The 12971-nt window shown below is 63.3% G+C and carries 11 protein-coding genes; 4 read left to right on the top strand and 7 right to left on the bottom strand.

Annotation, left to right across the window (positions count from 1 at the left end):
- Positions 1-8 precede the first annotated feature (8 nt).
- The 5 genes from ltnD to polA form a co-directional block, all read right to left on the bottom strand.
- Positions 9-899 carry an L-threonate dehydrogenase gene (gene ltnD / locus G3N95_RS32135; protein ID WP_205974120.1) on the bottom strand — a complete coding sequence of 297 codons (891 nt, stop codon included), beginning with the start codon at positions 897-899 and terminating at the stop codon, positions 9-11.
- A 49-nt stretch (positions 900-948) separates the two neighbouring features.
- A complete protein-coding gene (locus G3N95_RS32130) occupies positions 949-1653 on the bottom strand; it encodes a FadR/GntR family transcriptional regulator (protein WP_205974119.1) in 705 nt (234 codons plus the stop codon).
- 894 nt (positions 1654-2547) lie between these two features.
- Positions 2548-3420 carry a dienelactone hydrolase family protein gene (locus tag G3N95_RS32125; RefSeq protein ID WP_205974118.1) on the bottom strand — a complete coding sequence of 291 codons (873 nt, stop codon included), beginning with the start codon at positions 3418-3420 and terminating at the stop codon, positions 2548-2550.
- 93 nt (positions 3421-3513) lie between these two features.
- Positions 3514-4860 carry an NAD(P)/FAD-dependent oxidoreductase gene (locus tag G3N95_RS32120; RefSeq protein WP_205974117.1) on the bottom strand — a complete coding sequence of 449 codons (1347 nt, stop codon included), beginning with the start codon at positions 4858-4860 and terminating at the stop codon, positions 3514-3516.
- Positions 4861-5131: 271 nt separating this feature from the next.
- Positions 5132-7879, bottom strand: coding sequence for a DNA polymerase I (gene polA / locus G3N95_RS32115; RefSeq protein WP_205974115.1), 2748 nt, complete (start codon positions 7877-7879; stop codon positions 5132-5134).
- A gap of 1 nt (position 7880) precedes the next feature.
- Between polA and G3N95_RS32110 the strand changes: the two genes are divergently transcribed.
- On the top strand, positions 7881-8624 hold the full coding sequence (locus tag G3N95_RS32110; RefSeq protein WP_205974114.1) for a TIGR00730 family Rossman fold protein: 744 nt from the start codon (positions 7881-7883) through the stop codon (positions 8622-8624).
- Here G3N95_RS32110 and G3N95_RS32105 read toward each other — a convergent pair.
- On the bottom strand, positions 8615-9538 hold the full coding sequence (locus tag G3N95_RS32105; RefSeq protein WP_205974113.1) for a transcriptional regulator GcvA: 924 nt from the start codon (positions 9536-9538) through the stop codon (positions 8615-8617). The two genes, G3N95_RS32110 and G3N95_RS32105, sit on opposite strands and share 10 nt — an antisense overlap.
- Before the next feature lie 98 nt (positions 9539-9636).
- Between G3N95_RS32105 and G3N95_RS32100 the strand changes: the two genes are divergently transcribed.
- Positions 9637-10245, top strand: a complete 609-nt coding sequence (locus tag G3N95_RS32100) for a chromate transporter (protein WP_205974112.1) — start codon at positions 9637-9639, stop codon at positions 10243-10245.
- Positions 10242-10772: a chromate transporter gene (locus tag G3N95_RS32095; protein ID WP_205974110.1), complete on the top strand. Its 531-nt coding sequence runs from the start codon at positions 10242-10244 to the stop codon at positions 10770-10772. Before G3N95_RS32100 ends, G3N95_RS32095 begins: the two co-directional genes overlap by 4 nt.
- 13 nt (positions 10773-10785) lie before the next feature.
- On the opposite strand, the gene G3N95_RS32090 is transcribed toward G3N95_RS32095, so the two are convergent.
- A complete protein-coding gene (locus tag G3N95_RS32090; RefSeq protein WP_201659868.1) occupies positions 10786-12312 on the bottom strand; it encodes an AMP nucleosidase in 1527 nt (508 codons plus the stop codon).
- 221 nt (positions 12313-12533) lie between these two features.
- On the opposite strand from G3N95_RS32090, the gene G3N95_RS32085 reads away from it, so the two are divergent.
- A complete protein-coding gene (locus G3N95_RS32085) occupies positions 12534-12938 on the top strand; it encodes a hypothetical protein (protein ID WP_205974109.1) in 405 nt (134 codons plus the stop codon).
- The last annotated feature ends 33 nt before the right edge of the window (positions 12939-12971 follow it).

The raw sequence follows: 12971 nt of genomic DNA, 5'->3' as shown, positions 1-12971 counted from the left end.
CCTCTGTTTTAGCGCTTCGCCGGCACGTCGATGCCGGGGAAAATCTTGATGACGGCGGAATCGTCTTCACCGCCGTGTCCGGCCGTCGACGCCATCATGAACATCTGATGCGCAGCCGCCGACAACGGCAGTGGAAACTTCGAACGTCGCGCGGTATCGAGCACGAGCCCCAGATCCTTGACGAAGATATCGACGGCGGACAGCGGCGTGTAATCGCCATTGAGAATGTGCGGCACACGGTTCTCGAACATCCACGAGTTGCCTGCGCTGTGCGTGATCACGTCGTAGAGCGCATCGGCGTCGACGCCTTCGCGCAGCCCGAGCGCCATCGCTTCCGCGGCGGCCGCGATGTGCACGCCCGCGAGCAGCTGGTTGATGATCTTCACCTTCGAGCCCGCGCCGTGCGCGTCACCGAGGCGATACACCTTGCCCGCCATCGCCGCGAGCACGTCTTCGCATGCGGCATAGGTGGCAGCGGGACCGGACGTCATCATCGTCATCTCACCCGATGCCGCGCGCGCTGCGCCACCCGATACGGGCGCATCGAGCATTTGCAGGCCGGCTGATTCGATGCGGCGGCCGAGGTCGATGGCGAAATCGGGCGCAACGGTCGCACAGGCGATCACGACGCCGCCCGGCTTCATCGACTTGACGGCGCCCTGTTCACCGAACAGTACGGTTTCCGTCTGCGCCGCGTTGACGACGAGCGTGACGACCACATCGCACTGCGCGCCGAGTTCGGCGGGATTTGCGCAGGCCTTGCCGCCATCGGCGACGAACTGGTCGAGCACGTCGCGCCGCACGTCGCACGCATGCACGTTGAAGCCACCGCGTAGCAGCGAGCGCGCGACGCCCATTCCCATCGCGCCAAGACCGATCACTCCGACATTTCTGGACATACCTTTCCTCTACGAACAGTGCTTCAGGCGGTGACTTGCGCGACGGGGATCAGCAGATTCCCGCTTCGCCCAGCCGACGCGCCGCGTTGTACATGTGGGTCTGCGCGGCGTTGCGCGCGGCCATCGGATCGCCCGCGCGAATCGCCGCGGCGATGGCGGCGTGCTCGTCGCGCACCTGGCGCGAGAAGTCTTCGCGCAGCGCCTCGTTGCGGCGCGTGACGACGGTGCCCGCTTCGAGATACTGGTTGAGGAACGACAGCGTCTTCAGGAAGTACGGATTGCCCGTCACGGCGGCAATCGCGCGATGAAACGCGACGTCCTCGGCGACGCCGTCGCGGCCTTCGGCGACGGCTTCGTCGATCTTCCTGAGCGCGGCGTCGATCGACATCATGTCGGCGTCGGTGCGGCGCATGGCGGCTTCCGCGGCGACTTCGGCTTCGATTGCGCGGCGCACCGCGAGGATTTGCAGCACGGAGCCGCCTTCCATCGCTTCGGCGTAGTCGATACGCAGCGGGCGGATCGCGCCGTGAGCAGCGACGTAGACGCCACTGCCCTGACGCGGCTCGACGACGCCTTCGTTCTTCAGACGCGAGATCGCCTCGCGGATGACGGTTCTGCTGACGCCGAATTCTTGCGCCAGCACGGCTTCTGTCGGCAGCTTGCCGCCTCGGGCGAAGGTGCCTTTGTCGATCTGCGCCAGCAGCTGTTGCGCGACGGTGTCGCTGAGCGCTTTGTTTGGGATTTTTTCAAACATGGGTGTGCTTTTTCGCTTCGCGAGTTGCCATGTGATAGGGTCATCATACAAATTTGCCTTCGGCTTTGGTTATGAGGGGAAACCCTATTTGTTCTGCGGGTGCGGGTTTTTTTGTCTGCGACGCAGTCGCCATCCTGGTTTTTTTTACTGGCGAGCGCCTTGTGGTCGCTGGCATCCGCGCTTTCGTAGTGGTTGCTCATGCGTTGCCCCTGTGCGGGGCGGCACTTACTTTCTTTGCCGCCGCAAAGAAAGTAAGCAAAGAAAGCGGGCTCACACCGCCAATCCTTGTTCTTGCCTGCGGGCCCCCAACAGTTCTTACGCTTCACGCGGCAACGCACTCGTTTTCGCGCGTTGCCAACGCGCTAAGGCACGCATCACCCACTTCACACTCCCGCGTCATCGATCGCGTTGCCAGAATTCGACTGCCGCCCAGGTGGCAAACTGTGTGTAGGCCGTCTGGACGGAAATGCACCACTCCGGACTAAAAGCGGGATCGGTGTCGTAGGATCGTCAACGCATAGGGTGCGACAAGCTACACACCGTTTGCCACCTGGGCGGCGCAGACGAGTCGCTGCCGCGGGCTGCCTGCGGGTGATTGGAGTGGGTGATGCGTCTGTTCAAGGCGCTGGCAACGGGCGCAAATCAGCGTGATGCCGTGTGGAGTGCGGGACCCGTTGGGGGCCCGCAGGCAAGAACACGGGCTGGCGGTGTGAGCCCGCTTTCTTTGCTTACTTTCTTTGCGGCGGCAAAGAAAGTAAGTGCCGCCCCGCACAGGGGCAACGCCTGAACAACCACTACGAAAGCGCGGATGCCAGCGAAAACGCAGAGCGAAAACCAAAAGGCGAAGCCCGCGCCGAGAAGGCAAGAATGACGACTACGTCGCAGACAAAAAAACTACCTCACCCCATGCTCGCGAAACCACGCGAGCGCCCGCCTCCATCCATCTTCGGCATCGGCCTGCCGATAACTCGGCCGATAATCGGCAAAAAACGCATGCCCCGCATCGTCATACACGACGAACTGCGCCCCGCGCCCCGCCTGCGGACCCTGCGCAATCGCCTGCTTCATCTGTTCGAGCGAATCCTGCGGAATGCTCTGGTCCTGCCGACCATACAACCCCAACACAGGCACTTGAAGATCGGACACACGATCGATCGGATTGGCCGGCGTCATCGGCGTCTGATTGCCAACCACGCGCCCGTACCACGCGACAGCCGCCTTCAGCCGCGGATTGTGCTCCGCATACAGCCACGTGATCCGCCCGCCCCAGCAGAAACCGTTGATCCCCACCTTGTTCACGTCGCCACCATGCTCGCCCGCCCACTTGAACGTCGCGTCGAGATCGGCGAGCACCTGTGAATCGGGCACCTTGCTTACGAGCTCCTCGTTGAGCTGCTGCATCGACTGATATTTGGTCGGATCGCCCTGCCGCACGTAAAGATTCGGCGCGATCGCCAGATAGCCCTGCTTCGCGAAGCGCCGGCACACGTCGGCGATATGCTCGTGCACACCGAAAATCTCGTGAACCACAAGGATCACAGGAAGATGCTTCTTGCCCTTCGGCTGCGCACGGTAAGCCGGCACCTGCGTATCGCCCGACTTGATGCTGACCTCGCCAGCCTCGAGTCCATCGCTGTCCGTGTGGATGGTCTGCGCGGACACAGGCAGCACGCACGCCGCGAAGCCGCTGCCGAGCGTCGCCTTGATGAACGTGCGCCGGTCGAAAGGAACATGGGGAACGAGACTGTCGACTTCAGGCTTCAACATGCGCTGCTCCTTGGAGAAATGACAAGGGTGAACGGCAAGGAAGGCCACAGGATACGCGCAAAGCGCATCCTGTTGCAGAAGCATCGAAATCGATCAGTGCAATTTGACACGCGGCAGCGTCGTGCGCCGCAGCCAGTGCGCGAAGGTATCGAGCACCATCCGCGCATAGCCGTGCAGCGCCGCAATATGCAGCCGGTACAGCGACATGTACATGAAGCGCGCAAACAGCCCTTCGATCAGCATGTTGCCGCCGATCACGCCGCCCATCAAATTGCCGACGGCGCTGAAGTGCCCGAGCGACACGAGCGAACCGAAGTCGCGATAGGTGAACTCCGGCAGCGGCCGGCCTTCGAGTCGGTTGCTCAGCGCCCGCAACAGGAAGCTCGCCTGCTGGTGCGCGGCCTGCGCGCGCGGCGGCACGTTGCGTTCGTTGCCGGGCCACGGGCAAGCAGCGCAATCGCCGAGCGCGAAGACGTTGTCGTCGAGGGTGGTTTGCAGCGTGCGCCGCACTTCGAGCTGGCCAAGCCGGTTCACAGGCAAGCCGTCGAGCTGACCAAGCACGGGCGGCGCCTTGATGCCCGCCGCCCACACGGTCAGGTCGGCACGCACGGCCTTGCCGCTCGCCGTGCGAACCACGCCCGGCGCGACCTCCGCAACCGTCTCGCCGACCATCAGCTTGACGCCGAGCTTCTGCAGCAGCTCCGCCGTCGCGGTCGACACACGCTCCTGAAGCGCCGGCAGAATGCGCGGCCCCGCTTCGATCAGCACGATGCCCACGTCATGGCGCGGATCGAGCTTGTGCAGCCCATATGCGGACAACACCTGCGCGGTATTGCGCAGTTCGGCCGATAGTTCGACGCCCGTCGCGCCGCCGCCGACAATCGCGACCTGAATGCGCGGCTCAGTCGACGCCACGCCAGGATTCGATTCGACGGGCTCGTGTGCCTGATGCTCGGCACGCATGCAGGCAGCGATCAGACGTTTGCGAAAGCGCTCGGCCTGTTGCACGGTATCGAGCGCAAGCGAATATTCCGGCGCGCCTTTGACGCCGAAGAAATGCGTCGTACTGCCGATCGCGACGACGAGCGTGTCGTATTCCAGAACACGTTCGGGCAGCAGTTCGGCGCCGTCGTCGTCGAGCACGCGGCCGAGCGTGATGGTCTTCGCCGTACGGTCGATGCCGGTCAGTTCGCCCTGCTGGAATTCGAAGCCATGCCAGCGCGCTTGCGCCGCGTATTCGAGTTCTTGCGTAAAGGGGTCCATGCTGCCCGCCGCGACTTCGTGCAACAACGGCTTCCAGATATGGGTCGGATAACGATCGACCAGCGTCACCTGCGCGAGCGGCGCGCCGTCGCTCTTCCTGCGTGCGTAACGATCGCCGAGCCGCGTGGCCAGTTCCAGGCCTCCCGCGCCTCCACCTACGACGACAAAACGATGCATCAGAACTCTCCGTATTGACCGATAAAGTTGTGCGTCGATGCGGCACGCGTCGCGCGAGTGCGGCCGCTTTTTTGTTTTTATTCGCGTTCTGTCGATTGTCGGCGAGCAAGGGGACAAGTCACAAGCCTGTCAAAACCAAACTGTGACATGCGAGCGACGTTATCCCATTGACCTGAAGAAGCAACAATGCTGTGTCAGTGTGGCATGACATACCCAACTGACATGCCAGCGAGCGCCTCGCTGACGCCTGTCGCCAGCTCAGCGCGCTTTCTTAATGCGCTTCCTCCCAGTTCGCACCCGCGCCCACTTCGGCGACGAGCGGCACCTTCAACTGCGCAACGCCGCACATCAGTTCCGGCAAGCGTTTGCGTACATCGGAGAGTTCGTCGTCCGGCACTTCGAGGATCAGTTCGTCGTGCACCTGCATGATCATGCGCGTGCCGATGCGCGACTCTTCGATCCACTTCTGCACCGCGATCATCGACAGCTTGATCAGGTCGGCGGCCGTGCCCTGCATCGGCGCGTTGATCGCTGCACGCTCCGCGGCCTGGCGGCGCGGACCGTTGCCGCCGTTGATCTCGGGCAGCCACAGGCGGCGGCCGAACACGGTTTCGACGTAGCCCTTCATCTTCGCGCTGGTGCGGGTGTTCTCCATATACGCGGCAACGCCCGGATAACGCGCGAAATAGCGGTCGATGTACAGCTTCGCGGCATCGCGCGTGATGCCCAGGTTCGACGCGAGGCCGAACGAACTCATGCCATAGATCAGCCCGAAGTTGATCACCTTCGCAATGCGCCGCTGATCGTTCGACACTTCGAGCGGCGTCACGCTGAACACTTCCGAAGCCGTGGCGCGGTGAATGTCCTCGCCCTGCTTGAACGCGCGCAGGAGCGCTTCGTCGCCGGAAATATGCGCCATGATGCGCAACTCGATCTGCGAGTAATCCGCCGACACGAGCTTATGTCCCGGCGGCGCGATGAACGCCTCGCGAATGCGCCGGCCTTCGCCCGTGCGCACGGGAATGTTCTGCAGATTCGGATCGTTCGATGCGAGACGCCCCGTCACCGCGACGGCCTGCGCATAGTTCGTATGCACGCGGCCTGTGCTCGCGTTGACCATGCGCGGCAACTTGTCGGTGTAGGTCGACTTCAGCTTCGACAGACCGCGATGCTCGAGAATCGTCTTCGGCAGCGGATAGTCTTCGGCGAGCTTCTGCAACACCTCTTCATCAGTGGATGGCGCGCCGCTCGGCGTCTTCTTGACGACGGGCAGTTCGAGCTTCTCGAAGAAAATCTGGCCGATCTGTTTGGGCGAGCCGAGATTGAATTCGCCGCCCGCGAGTTCATACGCCTCGCGTTCCAGTTCGACGAGACGCGTCGCGATCTCGTTGCTTTGCACGCGCAGCTTTTCGACGTCGATCAGCACGCCGTTGCGCTCCATCTTGCGCAGGACACGCGACGTCGGCACTTCGATGTTGCGGTACACGTGATCGAGCGGCACTTCGGCAGCGATCTGCGGATACAGCGCCTGATGCAGGCGCAACGTGATGTCGGCATCTTCGGCTGCGTATTCGGAGGCCTTGTCCAGCGCCACTTCATCGAAACCGATCTGCGATGCGCCCTTGCCCGCCACGTCCTCGTACTTGATCGTCTTCAGGCCGAGATGACGCAGCGCGAGGTTGTCCATGTCGTGCGGACGATGCGATTCGAGCACGTACGACTGCAACAGCGTGTCGTGCTCGATGCCGTCCATCGTAATGCCGTAGTTCGCGAGCACCTGCTCGTCGTACTTCAGATGCTGGCCGACTTTCTTTTTGTCGCGGCTTTCGAGCCACGGTTTGAGCTTTGCGAGCACTTCGTCGCGCGGCAACTGAACGGGTGCGTCCGGCCCGCGATGCGCGACGGGAATATAGGCCGCCTTGCCCGCTTCGACCGCAATCGAAATGCCGACGATCTGCGCGACCATCGGATCGAGTGACGTCGTTTCCGTATCGAACGACGTGATCCCGGCCGCGTCGATCTTCGCGAGCCATGCGTCGAACTGCTCCCACGTCTGCACGGTGTCGTACTCGCGCGCGCCGTCGCCTTCGACAGTGGGCGCGGGCGGCACGTCGGTTTCGGGCCCTTCGACCGCATCTGCGATTTCGACTTCGCGCAGCCACGTCTTGAAGCCATGACGCGTGAACACGTCGCGCAGTTCTTCGCGCGCTTCGGGCCGGGTGGGAAGCGTGTCCTCGAACGAGATCACGTGCTCCGTCAGGTCGCAATCCGTTTCGACCGTGACGAGCTTTCGCGCCATCGGCAGAAAGTCGAGCGCACGTCGCAGATTGTCTCCTACCGCACCTTTGATCTCGTCTGCGTGTGCGACGATGCCATCGAGGGTGTCAAATTGCGTGAGCCATTTGATCGCCGTTTTCGGGCCGCATTTCTCGACGCCGGGCACGTTGTCGACGGTATCGCCGATCAGCGACAGATAATCGACGATGCGCTCGGGCGGCACGCCGAACTTCGCCACGACGCCTTCGCGGTCGAGCTTCTCGTTCGTCATCGTATTGATGAGGGTGACATGATCCGTCACGAGCTGAGCCAGATCCTTGTCCCCTGTGGATACGATCACGTTCATGCCACGCGCCTCGGCGCGCTTGGCAAGCGTGCCGATCACGTCGTCGGCCTCGACGCCGTCGATCATCAGGAGCGGCCAGCCGAGCGAGCGCACGGCGACGTGAATCGGCTCGATCTGCTTCGCGAGATCTTCGGGCATCGACGGACGGTTCGCCTTGTACTGCGGATACCAGTCGTCGCGAAACGTCTTGCCTTTGGCATCGAACACGCACGCGCTATACTCTGCCGTAACCTCCTTGCGCATACGGCGCAGCATGTTGATGATCCCGTAGAGCGCCCCGGTTGGCCCGCCATCGGGACCGCGCAAATCAGGCATCGCATGGTAGGCCCGGTACAGATAACTCGAACCGTCAACCAATAGCAGGGTCTTACCTTCCAGGTTCTGTTCTTCAGGCATTATGACTAAGAGAAAAGTGATTCCGAGTCTGCGATCGCTCGCAGATCAAGAGCGCGCAACAGCCAAGAAGGCCCGCGCATCGTGGCAGATGTTCACGATTATGGCAGAGTTTATCGAGGCGACCGAGTACCTGTCGGAGATCCGCCCGGCCGTGAGCATCTATGGTTCGGCGCGTCTGAAACCGAACTCGCCGTACTACAAACTGGCCACGACGATCGCGCGCAAGCTCTCCGACGCGGGCTTCGCCGTGATCTCCGGCGGCGGCCCCGGCATCATGGAAGCGGCCAATAAAGGCGCGCATGCCGGCAAGGCGCCGTCCGTCGGTCTGAACATCGAGCTGCCGCACGAGCAATCGGGCAACCAGTGGCAAGATATCTCGTTGCGCTTCCGTCACTTCTTCACGCGCAAAGTCACGTTCGTGAAGAACTCGGATGCCGTGATCGTGATGCCGGGCGGCTTCGGCACGCTCGACGAACTGGCCGAAGTGCTCACGCTCATTCAGACGAAGAAGTCGCGCCATGTGCCCATCATTCTCGTCGGCGCGGAGTTCTGGAAGGGCCTGCTCGCGTGGTTCGAATCGCAACTGGTGCCGATGGGCCTCATCAATCCCGACGACATGAACCTGATGCAGGTGATCGACGATCCCGACCAGGTGCTCGAAGCGGTGCTCGCGTTCTACGAAGAGCGCGAAGAGCCGGAAGCGCATCCGTCGAAGTCGGACGAAGACCGGATGTTCTATCTGTGACTATCTGATGGGCGGGCGGCGAACGGTGCACGCGCATCGTTCGCCGCCTGCGCTTCGAGCCAGCGGCAGAACTGCTCGACGAGCGGCGCATTCGCTACTTCGCGCCGCGCGACCCACCAATAGCCACGCACGTCGATGCGCGGCCCATCGAGCGGCGTGACGAGCCGCCCGGATTTCAACTCCTCGTCGACGAGCGGCAACGGACCGAGCGCGACGCCCAATCCGTCCACGGCTGCCTGCAACGCCAGATAGAAATGGTCGAACGACTGTTTCTTGCGGCACTTCGCCTTGACGCCCGCGGCCTGCAGCCAGTGATGCCATGCATCGGGGCGCGTATCCGAATGCAGCAATACGTGCCGCGCGAGATCGTCAGCGTTATGAATCGGCATGCGTTGCAGCAGCGCCGGACTGCACACCGGAATTTCGATTTCTTCCAGAAACTGTCCGCTCACGCAATTGGGCCAGTGCGCGGGCCCGCGTCGCACGGCGACGTCGAAGCTCTCCAATGTCTCGACGGGCGCATTCGAGGTCGCGAGCCGCAACTCGACGTTCGGCGCCATCCGCTGAAACTGCGACAGCCTCGGCAGCAGCCACTTCATCGCGAACGTAGGCAGCGCATTGACGCGCAGCACATGCACGACGCCCGTGTCGCGCAGCTGATCGGTCGCGGCCGCGATGCTGTCGAACGCGGCCTGAATCTTCGACAGATAACGCCGGCCGTCTTCCGTGAGCCGCACGCGCTTGCCGTTGCGATGAAACACCTGCACGCCGACCCACGCCTCGAACGCGGCAACCTGCCGGCTGATTGCACCGTGCGTCACATGGAGTTCGTCGGCGGCGGCCGTGAAGCTGTCGTGCCGCGCCGCGGCTTCGAAGGCGCGCAGCGCCGGAAAGGGAGGAAGCTTGCGGTTCATCCTTGTGATTCTAGATCACAAAGACTTGCCCAAGAAATCGTTTTGAACGCGGGTCGAACAGCGCTAATCTTCACGCCTTGTACCGGATAGTGAACGTCATGGATCAGCACCCCGACGCGCCGGAGCACACGCCCGCTCCGACCACGCGCGAAATCTTCATGGGCTTTCTGGGCCTGGGGCTCACGTCGTTCGGCGGCGCGCTGCCGCTGGCGCGGCGAACCATCGTCGACCAGCGGCGCTGGCTGAGCGCCGCCGAATTCACCGATCTGCTCGGCCTGTGCCAATTCCTGCCGGGCGGCAACGTGATCAATCTGTCCGTGGCGCTCGGCATGAAGTTTCGCGGTTTGCGCGGCGCGCTGGCGGGCATACTCGGCCTGATCGCCGGGCCTTCGCTGGTCGTGATCGCACTCGGCGTGCTGTACGAACACACGCAGAACGATCCGCACATCAAGCATCTGTTCGCCGGCCTGGCCGCCGCGGCGGCGGGGCTGCTGGTCGCGATGGCCATCAAGATTCTGATGCCGCTGCGCCACGACCCGCGCGCCGCGACGATCGCCGCGCTCGGTTTCGTCGCGATTGCGCTGCTGCGCTTCCCGCTATTGCCGACGATGCTCGTGCTGACGCCGCTCAGCATCTTCGTTGCATCGCGTGTGGAACGGACGAAGGCGGCAAGCGCGAATGCGCGTCAAAACGAGGTGTCGAAATGATCGAAACGCTGATCGCGCTCGCCGTCATTTTCAGCCAGCTCTCGCTGCTCGCCTTCGGCGGCGGCAATACGATCCTGCCGGAGATGCAGCGGCAGGTCGTCGAAGTGCATCACTGGATGCCCGCCAGCGAGTTCAGCGCGCTCTTCGCGCTGGCGCAGGCCGCGCCCGGACCGAACATGATGGTCGTCACACTGGTCGGCTGGCACGTGGCCGGCTGGGCGGGGATGCTGGTGACGTCGCTGGCGAAATTCGGACCGTCGTCCGTCGTCACGATACTCGCGATGCATGCGTGGAACCGCTTCAAGGATCGCCCGTGGCGGCGCGTCGCGCAGAAAGGGCTCGTGCCCGTGACGGCCGGGCTCGTCGCATCGAGCGCATTGCTGATCGCTCTGTCGTCGGATGCGTCGTGGCTCGCGTGGGCGATCACGGGTGCGTGCGCGGCGCTTGGATTCAAGACGCGCATTCACCCGTTGTGGCTGCTGGGAGGCGGAGCGTTGGCGGGGCTTGTCGCACTCCCGTACGTTTAACGTGCCCGAACGCTTACTGGAACGCTACCTCTGCAAAGCTGCGCAGCTTCCGGCTATGCAGCTTATGCAAGCCGTTGGTGCGCAGAATCTCCATCGCTTTCACGCCGATCTGCAGATGCTGATCGACTTGCGCGCGATAGAACTGGTCCGCCATGCCCGGCAACTTCAACTCGCCGTGCAAGGGCTTGTCCGACACGCATAGCAGCGTGCCGTACGGCACGCGAAACCGGAAGCCGTTCGCCGCGATGGTCGCGCTTTCCATGTCGAGCGCGATGGCGCGGCTTTGCGACAGACGCAGCACCGGCTCGCGATGATCGCGCAGCTCCCAGTTGCGGTTATCGACGCTCGCGACCGTGCCCGTGCGCATCACGCGCTTGAGTTCGGCGCCGTCGAGCTGCGTGACCTGCGCCACGGCCCGCTCGAGCGCGACCTGCACTTCGGCGAGCGCCGGAATCGGCACCCACAACGGCAAATCGTCGTCGAGCACGTGATCCTCGCGCACATAGCCGTGCGCCAGCACGTAGTCGCCGAGACGTTGCGTATTGCGCAGCCCCGCGCAGTGGCCGAGCATGATCCACGCATGCGGACGCAGCACCGCGATGTGATCGGTGATCGTCTTCGCATTCGACGGACCGACGCCGATGTTGACCATCGTGATGCCGCTGCCGTCCGCGCGCTTCAGGTGATACGCGGGCATCTGCGGCAGGCGCGGCGGCGCGTGGCCCTCGTCTTCCTGCTCGCCGAGATTCGCGTTGTACGTGATCACGTCGCCCGGTTCGACGAACGACGTGTACTCGCTGCGGTACGCGCGCAGATCGGCGTCGTCGGTCTTCGTCATCATCGTGCGACCGAGCTTCACGAATTCGTCGATATAGAACTGATAGTTCGTGTACAGCACGTAGTTCTGGCAATGCGTCGGCGACGTCGCCGTGTAGTGCTTGAGCCGGTGCAGCGAGAAGTCGACGCGCGCCGCCGTGAACAGCGCGAGCGGATGCGGCTCGCCCGGCAGCGGCTCGTACGTGCCGTTGACGATGCGGTCGTCGAGCAGCGCGAGATCGGGCGCATCGAACACGTCGCGCATCGCGAGCAGGCGCTCGCGGTCCAGATCGCCTTCGAGGTGAATGCCTTCCGCGAATGCGAAGTGAATGGGAATGGGCTGGTCGGACACACCCACTTCCACCGACACATGATGGTTCTTCACCAGCAGGCGCAGTTGCTCGCGATAGTAATTGCCGAACAGATCGGGCCGCGTGACCGTCGTCTCGAACACGCCCGGACCCGCGACGAAGCCATACGAGCGGCGCGAGTCGACATGCGTGTTGGTCTCCGTGCGCACCCGCACGAACGGATAGCACGCGCGCACGCGCCGGTCGAACGGCTCGTTGCGGCGGTAGCGCGCGAACGCGTCGCGCAGGAACGACGTGTTCGCTTCATAGATGGCGGACAGGCGCGTGACGGCGTCAGCTGCGTCGTCGAAGGCCTCGGTCGGGAACGCATTGGCGGGCACGTGCACCGCGCGTTGATTGGTCTCGTAGTTCATCTTCGTTCGCCTCGATTGATGCAACGACATTACCACGGAACCCCTGCCTGCCGATGACGTGGTGCCCACGTATCGACAGTTTTTGCGCGGTGGCTCCCACGCAGCAGCGCGCTTTCTGCAGGCCGCGCGGGAAGCGCGCAAAATAAGGCGATCGCCCGTGACTCATGCCCGTGGGCAGCAGTGGATTTGCTAGAATTGGGCCACCTAATCGGAGAAACACCATGAAGCCGCTCTTCCCCGTCGCAGTTGCGCTGATGCTGGCCGTCAGCGGCGTCGCGATGGCTGCCCAGCCTGCCCCGTCCGCACAAGACAAGGCAGCCGCAGACGCTCAAGCCGAAGCCAACGAACGGGCCGGCCTGCCGGATCTGAGAGCGATCAACCGTCCCGCGGCCGAAGTCAGCTCGAAAGTCGAGATCAACCAGCCGCGCACGCCGAGCTACTACGAACGCAGCGGCAACGGCACCGAAATCACCGAATACCGCGACAAGGGCAAGCCCGTCGAAATCGACGTGCGCTCGAACTTCGGCACGCGCTACCAGATGAGCGCGCCCGCCGACACGTCGCCGCGCGTCTACGAATCCGGCAAGCCGCCCGCGCGACTGCCGTCCGTGAACCTGCATTACTGATCCACCCGAGCCGGCGCGCCGTCGCAAGACGCG

Source organism: Paraburkholderia sp. Tr-20389 (genome assembly GCF_017104565.1).
GTDB lineage: Bacteria > Pseudomonadota > Gammaproteobacteria > Burkholderiales > Burkholderiaceae > Paraburkholderia.
The sequence above is the reverse complement of the archived record's forward strand: the minus strand, read 5'-3'. Positions and strand labels throughout refer to the sequence as shown.

Bases quoted from the DNA above. Each gene is read 5' to 3' on its own strand.
- ltnD (WP_205974120.1), bottom strand. From the start codon at position 899: ATGTCCAGAAATGTCGGAGTGATCGGTCTTGGCGCGATGGGAATGGGC.
- G3N95_RS32130 (WP_205974119.1), bottom strand. From the start codon at position 1,653: ATGTTTGAAAAAATCCCAAACAAAGCGCTCAGCGACACCGTCGCGCAA.
- G3N95_RS32125 (WP_205974118.1), bottom strand. From the start codon at position 3,420: ATGTTGAAGCCTGAAGTCGACAGTCTCGTTCCCCATGTTCCTTTCGAC.
- G3N95_RS32120 (WP_205974117.1), bottom strand. From the start codon at position 4,860: ATGCATCGTTTTGTCGTCGTAGGTGGAGGCGCGGGAGGCCTGGAACTG.
- polA (WP_205974115.1), bottom strand. From the start codon at position 7,879: ATGCCTGAAGAACAGAACCTGGAAGGTAAGACCCTGCTATTGGTTGAC.
- G3N95_RS32110 (WP_205974114.1), top strand. From the start codon at position 7,881: ATGACTAAGAGAAAAGTGATTCCGAGTCTGCGATCGCTCGCAGATCAA.
- G3N95_RS32105 (WP_205974113.1), bottom strand. From the start codon at position 9,538: ATGAACCGCAAGCTTCCTCCCTTTCCGGCGCTGCGCGCCTTCGAAGCC.
- G3N95_RS32100 (WP_205974112.1), top strand. From the start codon at position 9,637: ATGGATCAGCACCCCGACGCGCCGGAGCACACGCCCGCTCCGACCACG.
- G3N95_RS32095 (WP_205974110.1), top strand. From the start codon at position 10,242: ATGATCGAAACGCTGATCGCGCTCGCCGTCATTTTCAGCCAGCTCTCG.
- G3N95_RS32090 (WP_201659868.1), bottom strand. From the start codon at position 12,312: ATGAACTACGAGACCAATCAACGCGCGGTGCACGTGCCCGCCAATGCG.
- G3N95_RS32085 (WP_205974109.1), top strand. From the start codon at position 12,534: ATGAAGCCGCTCTTCCCCGTCGCAGTTGCGCTGATGCTGGCCGTCAGC.